The organism is Arcanobacterium bovis, assembly GCF_004331995.1.
GTDB classification, from domain to species: domain Bacteria; phylum Actinomycetota; class Actinomycetes; order Actinomycetales; family Actinomycetaceae; genus Arcanobacterium_A; species Arcanobacterium_A bovis.
The window spans coordinates 62,011-87,196 of the sequence record NZ_SJDT01000006.1; the positions used below are offsets into that span (position 1 = coordinate 62,011).

19 protein-coding genes and 2 tRNA genes are annotated in these 25,186 nt (G+C 51.0%); 16 read left to right on the forward strand and 5 right to left on the reverse strand.

The window, feature by feature from the left end; genetic code table 11:
- Positions 1-345: 345 nt before the first annotated feature.
- Positions 346-990 carry a YigZ family protein gene (locus EZJ44_RS07585; RefSeq protein ID WP_131281973.1) on the reverse strand — a complete coding sequence of 215 codons (645 nt, stop codon included), beginning with the start codon at positions 988-990 and terminating at the stop codon, positions 346-348.
- A 230-nt stretch (positions 991-1,220) separates the two neighbouring features.
- On the opposite strand from EZJ44_RS07585, the gene rpmF reads away from it, so the two are divergent.
- The 7 genes from rpmF (at position 1,221) to EZJ44_RS07620 (ending at position 10,759) form a co-directional block, all read left to right on the forward strand.
- The gene (gene rpmF, locus EZJ44_RS07590; RefSeq protein ID WP_124055100.1) at positions 1,221-1,382 is read left to right on the forward strand and encodes a 50S ribosomal protein L32; all 162 of its coding nucleotides are present in this window, start codon (positions 1,221-1,223) and stop codon (positions 1,380-1,382) included.
- Positions 1,383-1,629: 247 nt separating this feature from the next.
- Positions 1,630-3,189: a sodium/proline symporter PutP gene (gene putP / locus EZJ44_RS07595; RefSeq protein WP_131281977.1), complete on the forward strand. Its 1,560-nt coding sequence runs from the start codon at positions 1,630-1,632 to the stop codon at positions 3,187-3,189.
- Positions 3,190-3,332: 143 nt separating this feature from the next.
- Positions 3,333-6,797, forward strand: coding sequence for a bifunctional proline dehydrogenase/L-glutamate gamma-semialdehyde dehydrogenase (locus EZJ44_RS07600; RefSeq protein ID WP_131281980.1), 3,465 nt, complete (start codon positions 3,333-3,335; stop codon positions 6,795-6,797).
- Between the two features lie 252 nt (positions 6,798-7,049).
- On the forward strand, positions 7,050-8,015 hold the full coding sequence (locus EZJ44_RS07605) for a metal ABC transporter substrate-binding protein (RefSeq protein ID WP_131281983.1): 966 nt from the start codon (positions 7,050-7,052) through the stop codon (positions 8,013-8,015).
- A 72-nt stretch (positions 8,016-8,087) separates the two neighbouring features.
- The gene (locus tag EZJ44_RS07610) at positions 8,088-8,846 is read left to right on the forward strand and encodes a metal ABC transporter ATP-binding protein (RefSeq protein WP_131281986.1); all 759 of its coding nucleotides are present in this window, start codon (positions 8,088-8,090) and stop codon (positions 8,844-8,846) included.
- A 6-nt stretch (positions 8,847-8,852) separates the two neighbouring features.
- Positions 8,853-9,788, forward strand: a complete 936-nt coding sequence (locus EZJ44_RS07615) for a metal ABC transporter permease (RefSeq protein ID WP_131281989.1) — start codon at positions 8,853-8,855, stop codon at positions 9,786-9,788.
- Positions 9,788-10,759 carry a metal ABC transporter permease gene (locus EZJ44_RS07620; protein WP_131281991.1) on the forward strand — a complete coding sequence of 324 codons (972 nt, stop codon included), beginning with the start codon at positions 9,788-9,790 and terminating at the stop codon, positions 10,757-10,759. The genes EZJ44_RS07615 and EZJ44_RS07620 overlap by 1 nt, the downstream gene beginning before the upstream one ends.
- Before the next feature lie 625 nt (positions 10,760-11,384).
- Here EZJ44_RS07620 and EZJ44_RS07625 read toward each other — a convergent pair.
- Positions 11,385-11,455, reverse strand: a tRNA-Gly gene (locus EZJ44_RS07625).
- A 160-nt stretch (positions 11,456-11,615) separates the two neighbouring features.
- Here EZJ44_RS07625 and EZJ44_RS07630 point away from each other — a divergent pair.
- The 7 genes from EZJ44_RS07630 (at position 11,616) to EZJ44_RS07655 (ending at position 17,090) form a co-directional block, all read left to right on the forward strand.
- Positions 11,616-11,689: transfer RNA gene (locus EZJ44_RS07630), tRNA-Pro, on the forward strand.
- A 155-nt stretch (positions 11,690-11,844) separates the two neighbouring features.
- The gene (locus EZJ44_RS08765; RefSeq protein ID WP_165496149.1) at positions 11,845-12,003 is read left to right on the forward strand and encodes a hypothetical protein; all 159 of its coding nucleotides are present in this window, start codon (positions 11,845-11,847) and stop codon (positions 12,001-12,003) included.
- A 34-nt stretch (positions 12,004-12,037) separates the two neighbouring features.
- On the forward strand, positions 12,038-13,600 hold the full coding sequence (gene tig, locus EZJ44_RS07635) for a trigger factor (RefSeq protein ID WP_241658641.1): 1,563 nt from the start codon (positions 12,038-12,040) through the stop codon (positions 13,598-13,600).
- A 227-nt stretch (positions 13,601-13,827) separates the two neighbouring features.
- Positions 13,828-14,475 (forward strand): ATP-dependent Clp protease proteolytic subunit, encoded by a 648-nt coding sequence (locus EZJ44_RS07640; RefSeq protein WP_131281993.1) that lies wholly within the window; start codon positions 13,828-13,830, stop codon positions 14,473-14,475.
- Between the two features lie 92 nt (positions 14,476-14,567).
- Entirely contained in the window at positions 14,568-15,206 is a 639-nt protein-coding gene (locus tag EZJ44_RS07645; protein ID WP_131282093.1) for an ATP-dependent Clp protease proteolytic subunit, read from the forward strand.
- 275 nt (positions 15,207-15,481) lie between these two features.
- Entirely contained in the window at positions 15,482-16,789 is a 1,308-nt protein-coding gene (clpX, locus tag EZJ44_RS07650) for an ATP-dependent Clp protease ATP-binding subunit ClpX (protein ID WP_131281995.1), read from the forward strand.
- Between the two features lie 7 nt (positions 16,790-16,796).
- A complete protein-coding gene (locus tag EZJ44_RS07655; RefSeq protein ID WP_131281998.1) occupies positions 16,797-17,090 on the forward strand; it encodes a chorismate mutase in 294 nt (97 codons plus the stop codon).
- 65 nt (positions 17,091-17,155) lie between these two features.
- Here EZJ44_RS07655 and EZJ44_RS07660 read toward each other — a convergent pair whose 3' ends face one another.
- Together EZJ44_RS07660 and valS are read right to left on the reverse strand one after the other, a co-directional pair.
- Positions 17,156-18,991: an AMP-dependent synthetase/ligase gene (locus EZJ44_RS07660; protein WP_131282000.1), complete on the reverse strand. Its 1,836-nt coding sequence runs from the start codon at positions 18,989-18,991 to the stop codon at positions 17,156-17,158.
- Between the two features lie 74 nt (positions 18,992-19,065).
- Complete coding sequence (gene valS / locus EZJ44_RS07665) at positions 19,066-21,726, reverse strand: valine--tRNA ligase (protein ID WP_131282002.1); 2,661 nt, start codon at positions 21,724-21,726, stop codon at positions 19,066-19,068.
- An 88-nt stretch (positions 21,727-21,814) separates the two neighbouring features.
- Here valS and EZJ44_RS07670 point away from each other — a divergent pair, with 88 nt between their 5' ends.
- Entirely contained in the window at positions 21,815-22,372 is a 558-nt protein-coding gene (locus tag EZJ44_RS07670; RefSeq protein ID WP_131282005.1) for a hypothetical protein, read from the forward strand.
- Positions 22,373-22,439: 67 nt separating this feature from the next.
- Complete coding sequence (locus EZJ44_RS07675) at positions 22,440-24,500, forward strand: potassium transporter Kup (RefSeq protein ID WP_206661877.1); 2,061 nt, start codon at positions 22,440-22,442, stop codon at positions 24,498-24,500.
- A 171-nt stretch (positions 24,501-24,671) separates the two neighbouring features.
- On the opposite strand, the gene EZJ44_RS07680 is transcribed toward EZJ44_RS07675, so the two are convergent.
- On the reverse strand, positions 24,672-25,100 hold the full coding sequence (locus EZJ44_RS07680) for an iron chaperone (protein WP_131282007.1): 429 nt from the start codon (positions 25,098-25,100) through the stop codon (positions 24,672-24,674).
- Positions 25,101-25,186 lie beyond the last annotated feature (86 nt).

Below are 25,186 nucleotides of genomic sequence, written 5' to 3' on the forward strand. Positions count from 1 at the left end.
GACAGGCATGCAGATATGGCGCACAACTAAAGCCTGACGCTCTAGCGACAGGTACACAAGCAGAAAAAGCATGGCAAGGAGCGGGTGTACGAGGTATTTTGCATCGCTCGCCCCTTTCACCTTGCTCGATAATCAGCCTAGTAGTCACGTTGCGATGAAGCGCGTGACCGAATATTCCATTGAAATGTTGCCGTTCGGAAAAACCCGTTCACTATTGAAATCTCGACAACTTCTTGCTCAATATACTGGCAAAGATCCTAGCGGCACGCAACAGTGTCTGCCGAGGGCTAAATATTATTGAATATTTAATGACCCCTGGGAGGGTGTGGTCGCTTTTGAATGGATCTATAGCGGTTGTGAAGGGTGCTCGCGGATCACGGTTCCAGCCTTGTGTGCGCTAGCCTCGCCGGAGCTGATTTCGGCAAGATCTCGCATAAAGCTATCGATATTCGAGGTTGCTAAGCGTAGCGTTACATGCGTGTTGTGGTAGTCAATTCCGACGACGTCGTAGCCGCGAGCCCGCAGTTCAGCTTCCGTTTTTCCAGCACTTGCATGGGAAAGAGTGACGTCGAAACACTGTAATTGTGCTTGGGTAACAGTGTGAGCTCCGATGAGGCATTCGCGAACTGAATCGGAATATGCGCGAACTAATCCGCCAGTGCCGAGGAGTGTTCCGCCAAAATATCGAACCACCACCACAACCGTATCGGTGAGCTGAAAACCGGTGAGAATATCAAGCATGGGGCGTCCAGCGGTTCCGGAAGGTTCGCCGTCATCGGAGGAATGTAAAACGTCATTCGCTCCTGGAATCGAAACTACGAATGCACTGCAGTGGTGACGAGCGTCTGGAAAAGTTTCTTTGATCTGCGAAATATATTCGCGGGCATCATCCACACAGTTAACTCTTTTGGCGAAAGTGAGGAAACGAGATTTCTTGATTTCAATCTCGTGGGAGAGTGGTTCGTATGAAGCGAGACGCAGTGCGGACATGACACTATTATGTCAGGTGTGGCGGGTGAGGGCCGAGTTGCGGTTTGTGTGCGCAAGAAAATGTGTGGTGTTCCTCAGCACAAAGTGTGGCAGTGAACTAGATTATTATGTGCGAACTGGGCTAAAGTAGACGTTTGTCTGCTCAAGTTAAATTTATTGATTAGATTTATTGAGCCTCAAGTCTGTTTTGGGTTTGAAAAAGCCCACTTATATAGGAAGGAGCGGTTGGAATGGCAGTTCCAAAGCGCAAGATGTCTCGCAGCAACACCCGCTCTCGCCGCTCCCAGTGGAAGGCTGAGCTTACCGAGCTCCAGACCGTTCGCTTCGGTGGTCGCGAGGTGCGAATCCCACGCCGTTTGGCAAAGGCTGCACAGAAGGGTCTGCTCGACTGAGCAAACTTTTCCGCAAATTTTTCTGGCTCCGCATAATGCGGGGCCAGATTTTTATCTATCACATAAGAGAATTCTCGTTTTTGGCTACTCTAAGCCAATAAATAGGTGTTCAGTATATAAGCTGATGCGCATTAGAAATATCTCAATATGGAGATATTTTGAAGAATTGGTTGTGACTAAGGGCCTATGCGTACTATTCTTCCGAGAAAGGGCACGATTGAGTGCCACACTCGGAGAGGAGTTTGCTTTGGATCAAGTAACTGGTCAAGCAATAGCAATGATTATCTACTTCGTTGCGATGATTATCATTGGAATTTGGGCATATACCCGCACAAAGAACTTCGATGATTACATGCTCGGTGGGCGAGATCTGAATCCAACCGTCGCGGCTCTATCGGCTGGCGCATCTGATATGTCTGGCTGGCTTTTGATGGGTTTGCCAGGCGCTCTTTATGTGAGCGGTCTTGTGGAAGCTTGGATTGCCGTGGGTCTGACGATTGGTGCATGGGTAAACTGGAAAGCTGTTGCTCCGCGGTTGCGTTCATATACGCAAATCGCAGGTAATTCTATTACGGTGCCTTCGTTCTTAGGAAATCGCTTGCGTGATTCGAGCAATTCTGTGCGAATTGTGGCAGGCCTGATTATCTTCGTATTCTTCACGTTCTATGTGTCGTCTGGCATGGTGGCTGGTGGCGTTTTCTTTGAGTCGGCATTCGGCATGGATTATCACCTTGGTATGACGCTCGTCGCTGGTGTGGTGGTGCTCTACACACTCGTTGGCGGATTCTTGGCAGTATCGTGGACTGATATGGTGCAAGGTCTTATGATGCTTGCTGCGCTCGTAGCCGTTCCGATCGCTGGCGTTATTGCCTTGGGTGGTTTTGGAAATCTCGCAGATGGCATCATGGCTGAAAATCCACACTTCGTATCGCCGTTTGGTGGGGCAACTGTGGTTGGCGTTATCTCCGCAATGGCATGGGGACTTGGATATTTCGGCCAGCCGCATATCATCGTGCGATTCATGGCGTTGCGCAGCCCAGCTGAGGCGAAGCAGGCTCGCCGAATCGGAATCGGATGGATGTTGCTGTCGGTTATTGGTGCTGGTGGTACCGCAATGGTGGGTATTGCTGCGCACAATGTCGGGCTGTTCAAAGTCGGCAAAGAAAAAGCAGAATCTGTGTTTATTATTGCAGGTCAGAGTATGTTCCCCTCAATCATTGCCGGATTCATGCTTGCCGCTATTCTTGCCGCAATTATGTCTACGATCTCCTCGCAGCTTCTGGTTACCTCCTCGGCTGTGGTGGAAGATATTTTCAAAGCAAAGGGAGGACGCAGAGTTGATGCCTCTTACGGTCTGACTGTTAGCCGTTTGACCGTTCTTGCCGTATCGGTTCTAGCTGCCGTTTTTGCTTGGTACAAGACGGATTCGATTCTGAATCTCGTAGCTTTCGCGTGGGCTGGTTTTGGCGCCGCATTTGGACCGATCGTTCTTCTGGCTCTGTACTGGCGTAAGCTGACCTGGCAAGGCGCTCTTGCTGGAATGCTTACAGGCGCAGTTACCGTTGGTATCTGGGGTACGTTCAAGATCTTCGGCCTCTACGAAATCTTGCCTGGATTCTTGTTTGCAACTGTCGTTGCTTACTTGGTGTCGAATCTGACCTACAAGTTTGATCCTGAGGTTGACGCAGAATTTACTGCCGCCGTTCGTCTCGCGCGTGCTACCGGCGCGGAGATTGACGCCGAATACGGTGCTGGTTCTGCGTACGAAGCAATGAAGCTCAATCCAGATGGGCAAATTGTTCGCTGATCCACGCTCGGCATAGAACGCAAATGCCCCGTTTTGTCCGCAAGGGTAGGGCGGGGTATTTGGCGCGCTAAGCATTATTTTCATTAAATCACAACAAAATTTTGCTGTAACTAGCCATTTCTCAACGAAAAGGATGTTTCAAAATGAGTTTTGAAGAAATCGGACGCCGCGCTGAAACTCGTGCTCAGCATTGGCTCGCAGATTCGAAAAACTACCCGAACGACCGTGCGGCGCTGCTTCTTGCAAAGACGCTCCAAGATCCCAAGGGTTTAGACTTCACCGTCGAGTTTGTTGATGGTGTTATTCGCCCTGAAGACAAGAAAGTTGTTGCTCAGACTATTGCGAAATTAGCTTCGCAAGGGCCTAGCTTCTTGCCGAGCTATCTCCGTGCGCCATTGAAACTCGGCGGCGTGGTAGCCCCGATGCTACCCGGCGTCGTTGTACCTGCTGCAACGAAAGTATTCCAGCAGCTCGTGGGTGATCTCGTACTTGACGCCAAAGGAAAAGGACTCACGGATTCTATCGCGCGGCTCAAGGCAAAAGGTGCCCGCCTGAACATGAATCTCCTCGGCGAAGCTGTGCTCGGTAACAAAGAGGCGGCAAAACGCATGGAGGACACGATCAAGCTCCTCGAACGCGACGATGTTGATTACGTATCGATGAAGGTTTCGGCGGTAATTGGCCCGCATAACCCGTGGGCATATGAAGAGGCTGTTGAGAACGCCGTCGAAGCGCTACTTCCGCTCTATACGCGCGCAAATTCCTACACGCCTAAGAAATTTGTGAACTTGGATATGGAAGAATATCACGATCTTCATATGACGATCGATGTATTCAAGCGAATTCTTGAGCGTCCGGAATTCCATGAATTGCGCGCTGGTATCGTGCTTCAAGCGTATCTGCCAGATGCTCTACCAGCGATGGAGGATCTCCAGAAGTGGGCAGCGGCTCGTGTTGCCAACGGCGGTGCTCCGATCAAGGTGCGTGTGGTCAAGGGTGCAAACCTCTCGATGGAGCGTGTGGCTGCAGCAGTACACGGTTGGGAGCTGGTTACGCAGCCAAGCAAAGAGCATACCGACGCTAACTACATCCGCGTGCTTGAGTATGCACTGCGTCCAGAGCACATCAAGAACGTAAATATCGGCGTGGCAGGAATGAACCTGTTCACGGCTGCGTTTGCCTTTGAGCTTGCCAAAGACCGCGGTATTTTGAACGGCAACGACGTTGAGTTTGAGATGCTTTCGGGTATGGCGGCTCCACAAGCTGCGGCAATGACTAAAGACGTGGGGCATTTGCTCTACTATGTACCGGTTGTTAATCCCGAAGAATACGATGTTGCCATCGCATACTTGGTGCGACGCCTGGAAGAGAACGCGTTACCTGCGAACTTTATGTCCTCGATCTTCGAGATTGCCGACGACGAGAGCTTGCTGGCGCGCGAGCGTGATCGCTTCAATGCGGCGCTGTCGCACGCTTTTTCCGACGCCGTTGGGCCGCGTCGTCTACAAGATCGCACTGCGGAAGACGACGAGGTGCTCCGTTCTAACCTCGTAAATGAAGACGGGGAATGGACATTCCAAAACACCCCAGATTCGGATCCTTCCTTGCCTGCTAACCAGAAATGGGCACGCGAGATTGCTAGGCGAATGAAGGACTCGACGCTCGGATCGAAGGTGCTGAAAGACGCTCGTGTTGACGATGTTGAGGCACTGAACAAAATTGTGGGCGAAGCTGCTGAGGCGGGAGCTGCTTGGGCGCAGAAATCTGGTGCTGAACGTGCTGAGATTATTCATCGCGTTGGTCTTGAGCTTGCAAAGCGTCGAGCTGAACTCATTGAAGTTGCAGGTTCAGAGGCTGGAAAAGCGCTTGATCAAGGTGACGTTGAAGTATCTGAGGCAGTCGATTTTGCTCACTACTACGCTGAGCAGGCCAAACTGTTGGATAACCTGCCGGGAGCGATTTACGAGTCTTCGCGCGTCGTCGTCGTGACTCCGCCGTGGAACTTCCCGATGGCGATTCCTGCTGGCGGCGTATTAGCTGCTCTGGCTGCGGGATCGGGTGTTGTGTTCAAGCCTTCTTCGGAGGCTGCACGCACCGGCGCAGTGCTGGCTCAGATTATGTGGGACGCCGGTGTGCCGCGCGAACTGCTCAAGTTTGTAGATCTTTCTGAGCGTGAGCTGGGTAAGGAACTCATTACGCATCCGCTAGTTGATCGGGTGATCTTGACAGGCTCAATCGAGACAGCGAAGTTATTCAAGTCTTGGCGCCCTGATCTGGGTCTGCTTGCCGAAACCTCGGGTAAAGATTCGATTATCGTTACTCCGCATGCTGATCTTGATCTTGCGGTCAAGGACGTTATTACCTCGGCATTCGGACATGCTGGGCAGAAGTGTTCGGCCTGTTCGACGGTTATTTTGGTTGGATCTGTGGCGCGGTCGGAACGCTTCCGTAGGCAGTTGCTTGACGGCGTGAAGTCTTTGCACGTGGGCTGGCCGTGGGATCTTGAAACTCAAATGGGACCTCTCGTGATGCCAGCTGCTGGAAAGCTTTTGCGTGGCTTGACGACGCTTGGTGAGGGGGAGAGCTGGGCAATCAAACCACAACAGCTTGACGATTCTGGCAAGTTGTGGAGCCCAGGAGTGCGTGCCGGTGTTAAGCCAGGTTCGGAATACCATCTCACTGAGTACTTTGGTCCGATCCTAGGCATTATGACTGCTCAGACGCTTGAAGAAGCAGTCGAGCTGCAAAATGCCACCGATTTTGGTCTCACCGCTGGTATCCATTCGCTTGATCCTGATGAGATTAACTACTGGTTGGAGAACGTCAAGGCAGGTAATGCCTACGTGAACCGTGGCATTACCGGTGCGATTGTACGTCGTCAGCCGTTCGGAGGATGGAAGCGATCGGCCGTTGGTGCTGGCACTAAAGCGGGTGGCCCTTCATACCTCTTTGGTCTCGGTAGCTTCAAACGCGATGATTCCGCGGCGAGCGTGCAGGATGGAACCTTGAGCATGCCTGTGCTTGTCAAAGCGAACGAGCTAGGAAATGATGGTGCAGATCAAGCTTTCTTGAGTATCTTGTTGCACTCTGCTGATGTAGAAATCGGCCGTGAGTTTGGGGTAGGTCATGATCCGTCCGATTTAGGCGTCGAGCGCAATGTTCTGCGTTATCGGCCAGCTTCGGTGACTGTTCGACTGAGTGAGGGCGAGTCACAGTGGCAGCTGGCGGGCCTTGTTGGCGCTGCATTGGCAGTTGGGGCGAAGCTGGAAGTTTCGGCACCTGATGATTTGTCGGCACAAATCCAAGATTTCCTCGCTGCTCAAGGCGTTTCTTTGCGGTTGGAGAGCGACGCCGATTTCCGTGCTTCTGTAACCAATTGGGCGAAGCATGCCGGCTTGGATGCACGAATTCGCTTGATCGGTGGCGATGCCTCGGCATTGATGGCTGCACTTCCGGCAGAATCTGTTGCTGATGTGGCAGTGTGGAGCGGTCCGGTAACGTTGAATGCTCGAGTGGAACTCATTCCATTTGTGCAAGAGCAGGCGGTTTCCTTTACGAATCACCGCTTTGGCAATCCAACGCGATTGAGCGATGAGGTTATTATCTGAGCAAGTGCTGAGAAGATGAGTTGATCGAATGCGAGTGTGGGTGGGAATACTTTTCCCACCCACACTCGCATTGATGCACCAACTGGCCACGGTACCTCTTCGTAGCGATAGTTATTTCCAAAAGCGATAGTGTGCAATAGGGCACTAAGTGGACGAATAGGATAAAAGTCATTCCCTAAAGCCGTTAGTAAGGATAGGCTAACCTAAGTAGTTTTTCTTGACTACCGTTCTCATACTATCGGAAGGATATCTATGCGCCGCAAATTTAAGCGTTCCCTCGCATTGATTACAGCATCGCTTATGGCACTTGCAGTGAGTGCGTGTTCAACAGGTGAAAAATCTAAAGATTCCATGAATTCCGGTGCTAAAGAAAGCTCCTTGCGGGTATTTGCCACCACCGGATATTTGGCAGACGCCGTTAGTAATATCGCACCGGGAGCCAAGGTGTACACCATGGTCAAGCCAGGAGGCGACCCTCATACCTACCAGCCCAGCACCAAAGACATTGAAGAGCTCAACGCGGCCGACGCCGTCGTCTGGAATGGACTCCACCTAGAAGCGCTGATGACGAAACAGCTACAAGGAATGGGAAAGAAGCAGATCGCCGTCGGTGATCAATTGCCCAAAGACAAACTGCTTCCATGGCCCGAAAAAGACGACGCGGGTCATGAGCTGCACGATCCACACATCTGGAACTCACCAGAAAACTGGCAGCTCGTAGTAGAAGAAGTCGCCAAGCATCTAGGTAAACTCGATCCAAAGAATGCCGATCAATACCTACAAAATGCCAAGTCCTACAATAAGAAGATCGATGAAGCTGACGCTCAAGCGAAAAAAGTTCTATCGAGTATTCCGGCCGATCAGCGAAATCTCGTGACGGGTCACGATGCCTTCAACTACCTTGGCAAACGTTATAACCTCCAGATTTTCGCAACAGATTTCGTGACGTCCGAAGCTGAAAAATCTGCAAGTGAACTCAACGATCTCGCCCAAATGATCGCCACCAAGAAAATCAAGACGATCTTTGTAGATAATCTCCAAAATCCACAGGCAGTTAAATCACTTCAAGAAAATGTGAAGTCAAAAGGATGGGACGTCAAGATATCTGACGAAGAACTCTTCGCTGACTCCTTGGGAGACAAAGAACCAGTAAACACCTACCTTGGCGTGCTAAAACACAACACTGAGGCGATTGCCAAGGGACTAGGAAACAAGTAAGAGCAGTGCGTAGAAGAGATACGTCTGCATGACATTCCGTAGCATATGCCGTTTTATTTGGAGGAAAGTGTGATGACGCCGGTATTGAGCGTGACTGATATGTGTGTTGCTTACCGAGAAGAGCTAGTGCTTGATCGGGTGAGCTTTGAGCTTCCTGCAGGAGAAATTATGGGGATAGTTGGCCCTAATGGAGCAGGAAAATCGACACTCATGCGAGCTATGCTCGATTTGGTTCCCACACTTGCGGGCGAAGCAGCGTTTTTCGGGAAACAACTTCGCCACGTGCGTAAACGCATAGGATATATGCCGCAGCAGTCCGACGTGGACTGGGATTTTCCTGCTACCGTTTACGACGTCGTGATGATGGGAACCTATGGCTCCCTCGGATGGCTGCGACGCCCGCGCTCCAAACAAAAACGCGCTGTTGAGCGGGCGCTTGCGCAAGTAGGTATCTCTGACCTTGCTGGTCGTCAGATCGGGCAGCTTTCAGGTGGCCAAAAACAACGCACCTTCTTGGCACGTACGCTCGTTGCAGATCCTGATTTGATCTTGATGGACGAACCGTTTGCCGGAGTGGATGTTGCCTCGGAAAAGGCAATAGTCAAGGCGCTCATTGATTTGCGCGCGAAAGGAAAAACCATCGTGCTTGTGCACCACGATCTGTCCACGTTAGCGAATTTTTGCTCCTGGGTGCTGTTACTCAATAAATGTGTAACTGCTGCTGGGCCGATCCACGATGTGTTCCACCCACATATAGTCGAAAAAACTTACGGCGTTGCTCACCACATCGAAGTGCCGCTGTTGATGCAGCCGAAGACGCCGGTGAGGTAACTGCTCGTGGATTTGATCGCTTTTCTTTCTACTCACTCTTATCGAATCATCTCGATTGGCACATTCATGATTGGGCTGGTATGCGGGGTGCTCGGTTGTTTTCTGTACGTAAGACGCCAGTCTTTGCTATCAGACGTGATTGGCCATGCCTCCACCCTCGGTGTGATGGGCGCGTTCATCGTGGCATCGGCGGTATTTGGCGTTGATGGACGCTCTTTGATTGTGCTCGTGATTGGATCCGTTTTAGCTGCTCTTGTGGCGGTGTTGCTCTCTGATTGGATTGCGCGCACGACGCCTCTTGGCGACGACACCACGATGGCTGTTATGCTCGCCCTCTTCTACGGAGGAGGACTCGTGCTGCTACGAGTAATCATTCACGGGAGCTTCCCTGGTAAAGGAGGGATTTCCTCGGCTTTGCTTGGATCGGCGACGTCGTTGACGATTTCTGATGTATTAACGATTGCCGTTTTGGGTGCGATGTGTTTGGTGATCGTCGTCCTGTTCAGAAAAGAATTCTCCGCATTTTGTTTCGATCCGCAATTCGTGAGTGTGCAAGGATTTTCGCCCAAATTTCTCACGCCATTATTGCTTGGTCCTACAGTAGTAGCTGTTGTGCTTGGAGTGAAAGCAGTGGGTCTAATCCTGATGGTGGCCTTTGCGATTATTCCGCCCGCTGCAGCTCGTCAATGGGCTAATCGGCTCTTGCCAATGGCGATTATTGCAGGACTAATAGGAGGTCTATCCTCGGTGCTCGGCACCTGGCTATCAGTCTCGCTTGGTTCAGTGCCCACCGGGCCTGTGATCGTGCTGATACTTACATTTACACTGCTATTTTCGCTCGTATGCTCGCCACGACGATCCTTGGTGTTGCAAAAAATACGGCGGGTGCGGCGTCGTCGTGAACTACAGCGGCGAATCGCGCAAGAGATCGGAGCGCGCTGATGAGTGTGGCAATTTCGGTACTGATGCTGGCGATAATTACCTCGATTACGTGCGCCGTTGCTGGGGTGTTTTTGGTGGTGCGCAAACAGTCGATGTTTGCAGACGCTATGAGCCACGGTATGCTGCCAGGGATCGTCTTGGCAGCGTGGATCATTGGCTCAATCGATTCGCCGGGACTCATTATAGGCGCAGCGTTCATGGGAATGATCATCGTATTTGCTTCTGAAACCTTGCGTCTCACTGGCCTCGTCAATGCTGACGCGACGATCGGCGTGTTCTTCCCGGCGCTGTTCTCGCTGGGCGTGGTGATGCTTTCGACTGTATTTTCGAAGATTCACCTGCATGAAGATGCGGTTTTGGAAGGCGATTTGAATATTGCATCGATAACGCATCTTGTGATTGGCGACGTCGATTTTGGGCCGGTGCACTTTTGGGTCATGCTGGGAGTGCTGATATTTGACGCATTGTGTTTTGTGATATTGTGGCGCGCTTTGATCGTCACGACCTTTGATCCGCAGCTGGCCAAGCTGCAAGGTTATCCAGTGCGGGCGATCAATTATGCGCTCATGTTCGTAGTGTCTGTTACTATCACTGCATCATTTAAGGTGGCGGGCGCTGTTTTGGTTGTGGCGCTATTGATCGTGCCAGCAGCAACGGCGAGGTTATTGTGTCGCACAATGGCAGCTATGGTGGCGACTACTGTAATTATATCTATCGTGGTGGCGATGGTTGGTTTCGGAATTTCCTATCAATTTGATTTGGCGACGTCGGCGATGATGGCCACTGTTGAAGGCATGGTTTTCCTTGCGGTGTTCTTTGTGGTACGGATTGTGCAGCGACGACGCCGGCGCAGCGAGTATGAACGCCGTCGCCATGAATCTGTGGTTGATAGGGGTGTTTCTGTGTTGCATAGCCTCGAACCTGTCGACAATGCTGCGCTCGCCGCAGAAAGCCAGCGAATGAAGGTTTGAACCGAGCTGGGAATGGAGAAGGATTCGTGCGGAGAAGAGGGAAGGGCTCTGCACGAGAGAATCGCGCCACACATTGAGGATTGGGATGTGCGGCGCGATTTGTTTGCTTGACGTTTTCCTAACTTTTGCCTCAACTTTTCCCTAACCTAGGCGATTCTTGCGGTATCGGAGCTATATAGCGCGGCGAATCAAAAAACGCTTACTTTGGGGCAATCATGCTGTGGAAACCGACGCAAAATCACCCATGTTTGTTCGCTAGATCAGCATTTGTCCTACTTAATCCTGTGCCTACGAATGGCGGGAGAAATAGGCTTGTTGTAGCTCCGACATGGGGGTACTAATGGGGGGGGAGTAATGTTGGAAGTTGGCGTGTTTTTGCCCCTGTTTTTTGCGCTCGGCTATGTGTGCTTTTCGTTGGTATTGCACTGAAAATATGAAGAGAGCGAGTGACGGGAATCGCGCATCCACGCCTGCGTGTCTGCCCTGCTCGCAGCACTGCTGCTTCGCATCTTTTGTGGGAAAACGCGGTGCGTTTTCTGATCCACAAAAGCCCTCACGGGTTCGATTCCCGCATAGCAGCGCAAAAAATTAATGCAGCCAAGAGAACTTGGCTGCATTAATTTCGAGCGAGTGACGGGAATCGAACCCGCGTCATCTGCTTGGAAGGCAGAGGCTTTACCATTAAGCTACACTCGCATTGCCAGCTGAGCTGACTGTAAGAGTTTAGCAAGAAATCGCACGCAACAAAAATTGCTTGTGCTGACGGGTGGGTCACACTTCCGTGTGATGATGTTTAGCTCACACAATTGCATGTGATTGGTCAAAACAAAATTCATTGTCTAATATTTATTGAGCACGGGGTATGGCGCAGTTTGGTAGCGCGTCCGCTTTGGGAGCGGAAGGCCGTGGGTTCAAATCCCGCTACCCCGACGGTGTGAAAGCCCGAGAAATCAAAGAAATAGGTTTCTCGGGCTTTTCTTTTTCCTGCTCATGCTGTGTGCGGCCACGGATTCTCGAAACTTGTGTTTACTCTCATGGAGGATAATTAGGCCTAAACTGGCGGTTTTGTTTTATGATGGAACAGTATGCGTGTAATCCTTGTTACGAATAGCATTCATCTCGATATTGGCTTTGGTTTTGTGGCTGACGTTGAGACACATTCGTTTCGAGAAGAGCAGCGCCTTGGAAACGTCACCGCCCTTGGCTCGATTTGTGTGAAGTCATGCAAATCCGCAGGTTGGTGAGCAAAACTGGGTGGGAAACTGCCCTCTAGATTTTATGAGTGGAGAAATCTCTGTGAAGAATTCCGTCGAATACCTCAGCGAGACACGCGTTCAGCTGGACGTGGCCGTTTCAGCCGAAGAGTTCAAGCCAGCCTACGAAAAGGCCGCGAAGTCACTCGCCAAGCAGGTAAATATCCCAGGCTTCCGCCCAGGTAAGGCACCTCGCCGCGTTCTTGAAGCAAATATCGGCAAGGGTTACATTATCGAGCAGGCAATCAACGATAACCTCGATTCGTACTACCAGCAGGCTGTTGTGGAAGCCGATGTGCGTCCAATGTCGCGTCCGGAAGTTTCTATCAATGAAGTGCCAGAGATGTCTGGTAACGGCGACAACACCGAGCTCAAGTTCATCGTTGAAGTTGATGTCCGTCCAGAAATTTCGCTTCCAAATCCAGCCGATATCACGATCGAAGTTCCATCCACCGAGGTTAGCGACGACGACGTAGCAACAGCTCTCGTTGATCTCCAGGAGCGTTTCGCTACTCTCACCGATGTGAACCGCAAGGCCAAGAAGGGCGATTACGTCAATATCGACCTCGTTGCCAAGATCGGTGACGAAGAGGTTGACGACGTTGCCGGCGTTTCGTACCGCATTGGTGACGGCAACATGCTCGAAGGACAAGACAAGGCTCTGACCGGAGCTAAGGCGGGCGACGTCGTCGAATTTACCGCCAAGCTCGCTGGTGGAGACCACGAAGGCGAAGAAGCGAACGTGACCGTAACCGTTCATTCGGTGAAGGAATCCGTGCTTCCAGAAGCTGATGACGAGTTCGCACAGCTGGCGTCGGAGTTTGACACGATCGACGAGCTCAAGGCTGACCTACGTGAGAACGCCGCAAAGTCGAAGGCGGATGCTCAACTCATGGGCGCCGAGCAGAAGCTGATTGCAGAGCTCGAAAAGCTCGCTGATTTCCCACTTCCGCAGTCTGTGATTGAGGAAGAAGTCGCAAATCACTTGCAGAATGAAGGCAAGGATGCGAACGACGAGCACGGCAAAGAAATCCGCGCCGAGATCGAGAAGCAGCTTAAGCTACAGCTTTTGCTTGACGAGTACGCTGAAGGCTTCGGTGTCGATGTTGCTCAAGATGAGCTACTCAACTTCCTTTTGCAGCAAGCACAGATGTACGGAATGGATCCTAACCAGTTTATCCAGGCAGCTGCTCAGGCTAACCAGCTCAATGCGTTTGCGGGCGAGCTTGCACGTAACAAGGCAATTATTGCCGCAATGCGTCTTGCCAAGGTAGTGGACGACAAGGGTAATGCAGTCGATGTAGTTGCGGTTCTGGGTGAAGCTCCTGAAAACGAGAAGCTTCCTGAATTCAACAAGAAGGCTACCCGCAAGGTAACCAAGAAGGCTGACGAAAAGAAGGCTTCAAAGAAGGCAGATAAGGTTGAAGAAGCAGAGCTGACAGCTGACGAAGCTGCTGAAGAAGGAGAAGCTCCTGCTAAGTCGGCTTTGAAGGCTGATTGGATCGCTTACCGTGTATCGACCGGTGAACTGAGCGAAGCAGAAGCTAAGAAGCTCACCAAGGACGAATTGATCAATTTCGGTGCCTGAGAATTGTTGATCACGGATAAACGATAATCCTTGATCTGTTAATTCGACTTGAGGGAGGGAAGAGAAACACATTTCTCTTCCCTCCCTCGTTTGTCCTGCGCCATCAGCGAAAGCAGCCTACGAAACTAAGAATCTAGCCAAAAACCAGTTAATCTTTTATATGGAATACTTTCTTCGCCGTTTTGTTTTGTATCGCGGTGAGAATCCTGAATTTAGAAGGAGTTTACGTGACCAACGTGCCACAGCTTGCGGGAGAGGGCCAACAAGGTTTGGGTCTGGGAGACTCAATTTACAATCGCTTGCTCAAAGAACGGATTATTTGGCTCGGCGATCAGGTTCGCGATGAGAACGCCAATATGATTTGTGCTCAGCTATTGCTACTTGCTGCGGAAGATCCAGATAAAGACATCTACTTGTACATCAATTCTCCAGGTGGCTCTGTGACCGCCGGTATGGCTATTTTCGACACCATGGAGTACATCAAGCCTGATGTGGCCACCGTAGGTATGGGTCTAGCTGCATCGATGGGGCAGTTCCTCCTCTCAGCTGGAGCGAAAGGTAAACGGTATATCACCCCGCACACCCGTGTGCTGATGCATCAGCCTTTGGGTGGCGCTGGTGGTACAGCTACTGAAATCCGCATTAATGCAGATTTGATTTTGCAGATGAAGCAAGAGCTTTCTGAGCTCAATGCTAAGCACACTGGTAAGACGGTAGAGCAGATTCTCGAAGATTCTGACCGCGACCATTGGTTCACCGCAAAAGAAGCTGTTGAGTACGGCTTTGCAGACCATATCATCACGAATTCTTCGTCAGTGATTGGTGGCGGCGGCGTTGATCGTTCCGTACCAGCTCACGAAGAAGAAACAAACTGAAGGAGGCTTGAACCATGAACAATTTCTTCCCTAATGCCTCCGCGCAGGCTCATCTGCAGGCACAGGCTATGCACGCTGCAGCATCGAATGCAATGCCTGGGGGTATTGCGCCAGCGATGCCGATGAATCGTTATATTCTTCCAAATTTCGAAGAGCGTACGCCGTATGGTTATAAGCGCCAAGATCCATATGCTAAGTTGTTTGAAGACCGCATCGTATTTTTGGGTGTGCAGGTTGATGATGCTTCAGCCGACGATATTATGGCACAGTTGCTCGTGCTCGAATCTATTGATCCCGAGTCGCCAATTACCATGTATATCAATTCCCCGGGCGGATCGTTCACTGCTCTTACAGCTATCTACGACACAATGCAATACATCAAGCCGCAGATTCAAACGGTTTGTTTAGGGCAAGCAGCGTCGGCAGCGGCTATCTTGTTGGCCGCGGGATCGCCAGGACGTCGATTGGCGCTTCCAAATGCACGTATCTTGATCCACCAGCCAGCTATGGAAGGCGTGCAAGGCCAAGCATCGGATATTGCGATTGTTGCCGATGAAATCGACCGCATGAATCGTTGGCTTATTGATACATTGGCGAAGCATTCTGGTACATCTGCGGAGCAGATTGAGAAGGATATCGCCCGCGATAAGATCCTTACCGCTGAGCAGGCGAAGGAGTATGGTTTGGTAGATCAGGTACTCACTTCCCGCAAGGCCGATCAGAAGGCATAAGGCGCTGTTGTTGCCTAGCCAAGATTTATTCTGTGTGCGCAAATCGAAAACTTGCAACGTGCAAATACGTGTAACATAGAGTGATTTTGGCAAAGTGCTCTCTGGGGGTGTTCACAGTAGTGAACACCTCCAGAGTATTTTTGCGAATCGTAGCATGAAGCTTTGTGCTCAAATCACAATATGGCGTGCCCTATATTCGGGCGTGCCGCGGTGGAAGATTTGCTGTTTATAGTGTGGAATAGGGTGAGGAAGCTCGTTTTGAGAGGTGATGAGGAATGAAACCAACTGCCGACGCTGCAGATATTTTGAAGTGCTCTTTTTGTCAGAAGAGTCAGCGTCAGGTGCGTAAACTCATCACTGGCTCTGGAGTGTATATTTGCAACGAGTGTATTGAGCTCTGTAATGAGATTATCGAAGAAGAGTTTGGTCAAGAATCTAGTGCTCTACCTGCAAATACTGAGTTGCCAAAGCCGCAAGAAATATCCGATTTTCTTGACGAATACGTGGTTGGGCAATCAAATGCCAAGCGAACCTTAGCAGTAGCGGTCTACAACCATTACAAGCGCATCCGTGCGCAGGAAAAACTTTCAGATTCCTCGTCTAAATCGGCGAAAGGCGAGGCAGACGGCGTCGAAATTGGGAAGTCAAATATCCTTTTGATGGGGCCAACCGGAACAGGAAAAACGTATCTTGCCCAGTCCTTGGCGCGCATGCTGAATGTGCCATTCGCAATTGCTGACGCCACGGCACTCACCGAAGCCGGCTACGTGGGTGAGGACGTCGAAAATATCTTGCTCAAGTTGATCCAAGCAGCTGACGACGATATTCCACGAGCTCAAAAGGGCATCATTTACATTGACGAAATCGACAAGATCTCTCGTAAGTCCGAAAACCCGTCGATCACCCGGGATGTATCGGGTGAAGGCGTGCAGCAGGCGCTCTTGAAAATTATCGAAGGCACAGTCGCTTCGGTGCCGCCTTCTGGTGGACGCAAGCATCCACAGCAGGAATTTTTGCAGATAGACACGTCGAACGTGCTTTTCATCTTGGCAGGTGCCTTTGCGGGTATGGAAGATATTGTGTCCACGCGCGCTGGCCGACGTGGTATCGGTTTCGGAGCTCAGCTGCACGATTCCGACGCCGGCGTAGACGTTTTCAAGGAAGTTACGCCGGACGATTTGCACAAGTTTGGTCTGATTCCTGAACTCGTGGGGCGTTTGCCGATTATCGCATCAGTTGAAGCACTCACTGAGGATGATCTGGTGCGAATCCTCACCGAGCCGAAAAATGCACTCCTCAAGCAGTACCAAAAGATGTTCGAACTTGATGGCGTGAAGCTTGAAATGACGGCCGATGCGCTACGAAAGATCGCGCAAGAAGCTATCGCACGTGGCACTGGCGCACGAGGTTTGCGGTCAATCTTGGAGAATATCTTGCGTGAACTCATGTTTGAGATTCCATCTCGCAGCGATGTAGACAAGATTGTGATTACTAGAGATGTTGTTGATGGCACGGCGGAACCTACCCTTGTGCTATCTGGGAAAATTGCTAAAGCAGTGGGTCAAAATCCGAGCAAAGAGTGAGGCTAAGATGGTAGAAGTTCCACCTGAGCTGGAAGCTTATCGAAAGACGATCGACAACCTTGACGCAGCTCTCGTGCATATTCTTGCCGAGAGGTTTCGTTGTACGAAGCAGGTTGGCTTACTCAAAGCGCAGTATTCTTTGCCTGCATCTGATACAAACCGAGAAGCACAACAAATTGCACAGTTGCGAGATCTGGCGCAAAATGCGGGACTTGATCCTGTCTTTGCCGAAAAATTCCTCAAGTTCATTGTGGCTGAAGTTATTCAACATCACGAGGATATTGCAGATAATTTCGCTTAAGTATTCCTAAACGTGAGTGTGGGAGACACGGCGAGCACCCTGCCTCCCACACAACACATGAGAAATTAATTCTTGGAGCCGTACAATTCTTCGATGGTGTCGGCAAAATCTTCAAGAACTTGATTGCGTCGTACCTTCAATGATGGCGTGAGGTATCCATTCTCCACGGTGAAGTCGCTTGGCAAAATCACGAATTTTCGAATCGATTCTGCGCGTGAGACGTGGGTATTCGCGCGCTTGATGGCACGATCAATAGAAGCCAATACTTGTGGATCATTGATCGCCTGCGAGAATGGAATCGGCTCAAGGTTGTGGTTGCTCAACCACTGGGGGAGAGCCTCAGCATCTAGCGTGACGAGAGCACCAATAAATGGCTTCTTGTCGCCAACCACGACCACTTGAGAAATAAGCGGATGCCCGCGGAGTCGATCCTCAAGCTCAGCTGGCGCAACGTTCTTACCACCGGCGGTCACAATCAACTCTTTCTTACGTCCGGTAATCCAGACGTACTCTTCTTCGTCGATACGGCCAATATCGCCCGTACGGAACCAGCCGTCGTCTGTAAACGCTTCGGCAGTGGCCTTGGGGTTGTTGTAGTACCGCTTGAAAACGTGATCGCCCTTAACGAGGATTTCGCCGTCGTCTGCCACCTTTACGTAGCAGCCTGGATATGCTGCCCCAACTGAACCGATCTTGATCTTATCTAAACGATTGACTGTGGTCGGAGCACTGGTTTCGGTTAGGCCGTAGCCTTCAAAAACGGTAATACCCATGCCACGGAAGAAATGGCCCAGGCGCTCGCCGAGCGGTGCACCACCAGAAATAGCGTACTTTAAGCGGCCACCCATGAGCTCGCGGATTGTGGAGTAAACGAGCTTATCGCCTAGCTGGCGCTGGAGCGACAGTGCCTTAGATGGACCTTCTGGAGTGTCGAGAGCTCTGGAATAGTTGATGGCAACTTTGGCGAAACTGCGGAAAGTGCGCAGTTTGATGCCACTACCAGCTTTGGCATCAGCGGCGTTGTAAATCTTTTCAAAGACGCGCGGAACGGCCAAAACGAACGTGGGCTTGAACGTTTGCATATCCGACACGAGGTTGCGCGTGTCTGGAATATATCCAATCACACTTCCACCAAAGAACACCACGAGGTTAATGAACCGCGCGAAGACGTGTGCCATCGGTAGGAAGAGCACCGTGCGCGAGCCTTTACTCGAGAGTATTTTAATGAGTCCACTGTGAGTAGAGCCGTTCATGACGACGTGGAGCACGTTGCGTTGGGAAAGTTCCACTCCCTTGGGGCGTCCAGTTGTTCCCGAGGTGTAGATAATCGTCCACAGGTCATCGGCGCGAACAGCGTCGATACGCGCGTCGATTTCGGCGTCGTCGACATTTGCTCCAAGCTGCGTGAGTTTGCCTTGGGCGTCGTCCGAGAGACTCCAAATCGTCTCGAAGCCCTTGACCTTACCTAGTAGCGGTTCAAGAACATTTTTAAGGTTGGCGTTTTCAACGACTGCTGCGCGAATACCTGCATTAGATATAATCCACTTTGCTTGATCAGTCGATGAAGTTTCGTAGATCGGGATAGCGTATGCACCTGCAAACTGGATTGCGAAGTCGAATAGCGACCACTCGTAGGATGTGTGTGCCATGATGGCAATTTTGTCGCCGGCATTAATGCCCGAAGCGATGAAGCCACGCGCAACTTCCCGGACCTCGTTGATGAATTGCCCAAATGTAACAGGCATCCATTGATTTGAGAAGTTAGATTTGCGTTCGATCACCACACGCTTGGGGGTTTCTTCACCGAGACGCCGCAACAATGCCGGTACAGACATCGACTCTGTGACTTGGATTTTTCCAGGCGTAAAGGAAATGCCTTCTTCTTCCAAATACTCACTCATATTAGTCCTCTCCGTATTACGAGCGTCCCGATGAAGCCCTCTATTTATTTACAATTAAATAGCAGTACGTCGATTTATTCGAGTTCAAACGCCGAAACGAGAACTATATCTCCGTCTGTATTATCGCATGTTATAGTAAACTCGCCGTGAACATGAGCTGAATTTGCGAGGTCTTCGCGGGCTGCTTCCACTGATTCGATGACTTCTTGTGGAACTTGCAAAGTTACAGCAGCATACGGCGTGCGCTGGCTCACCTTCTGTTCGGTCTTGACCTTGCGTAGCGCTGAAAGAGCAGCTCCAGCCGCCTGCAAAACAGATACCACGGTGTCGTCATCACCTGTCCCGTCCAACTCTGCCGCAGTGGGCCAAACAGCCTTGTGCACCGAGCCGGTGCGGTACCACGACCAGACCTCTTCGGTGGCGTAGGGGAGGAAGGGTGCAAGTAAACGAACGAAGGTATCCACTGCGATATTGAGAGTTACGCGAGCCGAACGCACCTCAGCTTCGCGGCCTGCCTGGGCGTAGATGCTGTCGCGGTCGTTGGCGCGCTCTTTGACTAATTCAATGTAATCATCGCAGAAAGTCCAGAAACACGTTTCCGTTACTTCGAGAGCCTTGGTGTGATCGAAAATCTCCATGGCTGCCGTGGCCTGTTCAACCACAGTTGCGAGCTCGGCGAGAAGGGATTTATCAAGTTCACACACAACTGCGCTTAAATCAAGATCAACAGCAGCTCCACCGCCAGAAGCCTGCATTGCAAACTTCGAAGCATTGAGCACCTTCATCGCCAGACGACGACCGATCTTCATCTGCTGTTCGTCAAATGCCGCGTCGGTACCAAGGCGAGCTGACGCTGCCCAGTATCTAACGGCGTCCGAACCATGCTTTTCAAGCAAGCCCATCGGCGTCACAACATTGCCCTTGGACTTTGACATCTTCTTGCGGTCCGGATCGAGAATCCAACCCGAAATCGCTGCATGCTTCCATGGAACTTCACCAAACTCAAGATGCGCACGCACGATGGTCGAGAAGAGCCAGGTGCGAATAATATCTTGACCCTGTGGGCGCACGTCCATCGGATACACCTTGTTGAACAGGTCTTCGTCAGTCAGCCAGCCACCAGCGATTTGTGGGGTGAGAGAGGATGTCGCCCAAGTATCCATAATGTCGATTTCGGCAGCGAATCCGCCCGGTACATTGCGCTGAGCTTCCTCAAAACCAGGAGGGCAATCCGAGGACGGATCAACCGGCAACTGGTCGAGAGTAGGCACGAGTACGTCGTCGTAATTTACGTCGCCAGATTCGGTGATCCGGTACCACAATGGAATCGGCACGCCGAAGAAGCGCTGGCGAGAAATAAGCCAGTCCGTATTGAGTCCTTGTACCCAGTTCTCATAGCGAACCCGCATGAAATCGGGGTGGAAATCAACCTCTTTGCCGCGGAACAGGAGATTTTCGCGCAGGTCATTTCCGTTTGCCTCGGTGTGTGGCTGACCACCGTTGCGAATGTACCACTGGCGTGAGGTGACGATTTCGAGTGGCTTATCGCCCTTTTCAAAGAAATTGGTTTTACGGGTGGTCGGTTTCTCATCGCCGATCATTTCGCCCGTTTCTTTAAGCTTTTCAACGAGTGTCTTGCGGGCAGAGAAAGTCGTTTTACCAGCCATTTCTTCATACATTGCCACGCCGGCAGGATCGGTGATCCACTGCGGTGTTTCCCGAATGAGTCGGCCATCTTTTCCAAGCACAGAGCGCATTGGTAGCGAGAGTTCGCGCCACCATTGCACGTCGGTGAGATCGCCAAAGGTACAGCACATGGCGATGCCGGCGCCCTTGTCCATCTCCGCTGCTGGATGTGCCAACACTGGGAGCTCAACGTTGAATACAGGCGAGGTCACCGTTGTGCCAAAAAGATGCTGGTAGCGCTCGTCGTCTGGATGCGCGATAAGCGCAACACACGCAGGTAGCAGCTCTGGGCGAGTCGTTTCGATGACGACGTCGTCTCCCGCTGCGGTGTGGAAAGCGAGTGCATGGTAGGCGCCGGGGTAGTCGCGTGGTTCAAGTTCTGCTTGGGCGACGGCGGTCTGGAAGGTGACGTCCCATAGACCAGGAGCTTGGGCTTGATAGGCTTCACCCCGCTCGAGGTTCTTCAAGAATGCTGCCTGTGCAACCTTCTGTGCTTTGGCGCCGATGGTTTGGTAGTTCTGCTCCCAGTCCACGGACAGGCCGAGATGGCGCCACAAATTCTCAAACTGTTTCTCGTCTTCGGCTGTGAGTTTCCAACACAGCTCAATAAAGTTGCGGCGTGAAATCGGTACTTGATCGGCGTACTTGATCGACTTACCGTCGCCGCCGTCGTGCGGAGGAACAAAATTTTCCTCGTAAGGTAACGACGGATCGCAACGCACGCCGTAGTAGTTCTGCACGCGACGCTCAGTTGGAAGACCGTTGTCGTCCCAGCCCATAGGGTAGAAGACGTTCATGCCCTGCATACGCTTGTAGCGTGCGATTACGTCGGTGTGGGTGTAGCTAAAAACGTGGCCGACGTGGAGCGAGCCAGAAACTGTAGGAGGTGGAGTGTCCACCGAAAATACTTGGTCGCGGCTGGTGTCGCGATTGAATGAATAGGTGCCAGTTTCGGCCCAAGTTTTGCCCCAGCGGTCTTCGAGACCTTCAAGAGCGGCCCTTTCCGGAACCTCGGTGTGATCGAGCAATGCGGAGTTGTTTTCAGTCATGGTACTATTCTCCCACGAATGGCGAGAATTCCGAATTTGCTGCCCGCCGAGGTGGTGTGCTTCACCCTTGCTCGTTATGATCGTGGTGATGAATGAGGAATTAGATGAGCAGGACTTCCTGTGCCTGCCAGTTCGAGGCATGCCGCAAATAACGAGTTCCGATGATCTAGGGGCGGTGGTGTCACGTGCTGTTGCTCGTTTGCAATGGCCCGACGGACGCTATGGTATGCACGGCACAGATGTGGTGGTAGTGTGTGGGAAAATCGTTGCTAAAGCGCAAGGTAAGTGGTTTCGTTATGGCGATCACGAAGGAGGCTTTGCGAGTAGGGCAGGGATACCCGCAGGCTTGGATCTCGATCCAGTTGAGAACGCCGACGACGCCGCAGCACAGTTGCGACGTGGTTTCGCGGCGCGTTTTGGCGGACGCCCAGGGGTGATTATTACCTCTCATCGTGAAGTGCTTGGAAGTGCTGGATTTGAGCGTATGCATGGCGCTTCGAACGCGTTGTTAAGTAAGCTGATTTCTGCTCATGAGCAGGTTATTGCTGAGGATAAAAGATATTGCGTTTCGATAATTCGCGGATTGAGTGACGTACTTATGTGGGAAGATATGCCCGTTAATACTTCGTTAAACCGCGATTCGTAACGAAGATAATACTGTATAATCTGCGATCGATATAGGGATTTTTGGTCGGCGGTGCTAGGCTGGCGGCATGCAGTATGCATTCGATGAACTAGACGATCAGCCAGAAGCAGAAGAGAAATCAGAAGATCTTCCCCAAGACCTTGAAGCGAATGATGTTGCCACAGACGCAACGCAGACGCCGGCGTCGGAAACACCTGTAGCTGATCCCACGCAAACTGGAGAAATCGATATTCACGGTCTCCACCACACAAAATCGAGTCAAGCAGCCTTGATGCTTGCTGCTCTCGGAGTAATTTTCGGTGATATTGGCACCTCGCCTCTATATGCGATGCACGCGGTTTTTAATCTTGATCATGGACTCATTCCTGTCAATCAAGAGAGCGTGTACGGAATTATTTCTCTAGTCTTTTGGTCAATTACGTTGGTTGTAACGTACAAGTACCTGTTCTTGGTGATGCGTGCGGGAAACGATGGCGAAGGCGGAATCCTTGCGCTAACGGCACTTTTACGCAAGGCCACAAAGGGACGCAGGTTGTTTGGCCTCTTTACTTTCCTTGGAATTATCGGCGCATCACTGTTCTACGGAGACTCAATCATCACTCCGGCGATCTCAGTGATGTCTGCGGTGGAAGGTCTGGAACTTATATCGCCAGCGGCAACGAAGGCCGTAGTGCCAATTTCGCTGGTAATTCTGATTGCCTTGTTCTCTATCCAAAAGTTTGGAACGGGCAAGGTGGGTAGGCTTTTTGGACCGGTCATGGTGGGCTGGTTCATTACACTGGCGTTGCTCGGAGTTCCGCATATTATTGAGCATCCTGGTATTATTGCTGCAATTTCGCCGCATCACGCACTTATGTTCGCCATTGCGCACCCATTCATGGGATTCGTGGCTCTTGGAGCTTCGGTGCTAGCGATTACTGGCGCCGAGACGCTTTATGCGGATATGGGGCACTTCGGACGTAAACCTATCGTTACATCGTGGCTCTTGCTCGTATTTCCATGCTTGACCATCAACTATTTGGGTCAAGGTGCTTTGTTGATTAACGAGCCATCGGCTGTATCGAATCCATTCTTCAACCTCGTGCCTGAATCTTTGTTGTGGCCCGTCGTCATTCTCGCGACTACCGCCACCGTAATTGCTTCCCAGGCAGTGATTTCGGGGGCTTTCTCAGTAACTCAGCAGGCTTTGAACCTCGGTTTAGTGCCGCGCATGCGCATCATGCATACCTCGAAGTCCGAAGGCGGGCAGATCTACATTCCGGGAATTAACACCATGCTTATGATCGGTGTTGCAGCTTTGATTCTTGGTTTCAGATCGTCTGGAGCACTTTCTAACGCCTATGGTTTGGCAGTTACTGGAACAGAAATGCTCACCTTGGCACTGTTCTGTGCGTATGCGCATATTGTATGGAAGTGGTCAATGTTCAGGTTGCTTCCAGTCCTCGCCATAGTGGGTATTCTCGAAACGCTTTATTTCTCCGCTAACGTGATGAAGATTCCGACCGGCGGTTGGTTGCCTATTGCTATTGCTATCAGCGTTATCATTATTATGACCACTTGGATGTGGGGATCGTACACAGTTTACAAAGTGCGCGGTGAGATTGAAATGCCGCTGGACGAATGGCTTACGAAGATCCGAGCGCTCAATCTGCCGCGCATCCCTGGTCAGGCAATTTATCTTCACCAAAGTAAAGGCACTGTACCACTCGCACTCAAAGAAAACGTACGTTTCAACCACACACTTCATGAACAGATTGTGTTCGTTCGGGTGCTGGTACGAAACATTCCGCACGTGCGGCATGTGGATCGTGTGAGCATTGAGCGGTTAGGCGAGCCAGAAGACGGCATTATGAGCATGACTATTCAGCTCGGCTTTAACGACAACCAAAATATTCCGCACAACCTCAAGTGGAGTTCTGGTAAAGATCCTGATTTCGTCTATGCCAATGACGACGCTCGATACTTCCTGTCGGTGATGGACTTCCGCCCGAGTGACGAGATGCCATGGTATTTGCGTTGGCGCAGGTCGTTATACATGTTCCTCAGTCGAAATGCAGGTTCGCGAATGGAAGCATTCCGGCTTCCACGTCATCGCACCGTAATTATCGGCGGATCTATTTACCTATAAGAGTACTTAGCCTCACTAACAGAAAACTTATATCGGTGTTGCTAGTGGTGGGCGGCACTTCAATTGAAGTGCCGCCCACCACTGTTTATAGAGCCTTATGGCATCAAAGCGTTTTACATCGGATCTTTTACACTGGACGTTGAATCAACGCCACCTATACATCGGCGATTCCTAGCATTCGTCGTCGTGCTTGTCGTGCCGCCAGAAGGTGTTCACATCGGCTTTATCGCGGATATTGAATTCGATGATTTCTTGGATCAGTGCGAACGGTACGTCGTCTTTCCATGGGAATCGAATCAGCATCTTAGAATGGTCGATGCCGAGCTCTTCCAATTTGGAAGCAAAAGTGACCATTCCCTTATATTCAGGGCTGATAGAAAAGTGTGCTTTGGCAAACGACATTCCCATGATGAAAGTGCCGTGGTCGGTAAACATGGGTTGATTCCACGCTATACGCAGCTTCAACTGTGGGTATGTTTTAAGAATTCGTTCAATCAAAGCAAGTGCAGTTTCTTGATTGTTCGGATCGGGAATCTTCTTGAGTATGGGGACAAGGAAATCCTCGAGTTTATCGCCTTCGCACATTTCAATTGTTGCCATAGGCCTATCGTCTCATTTTTTCGTGCAGATAGCAGAACTTATCGAGAAATCTGTGTAATTTGGCGTGCAAAGATCTTGGAACAAAA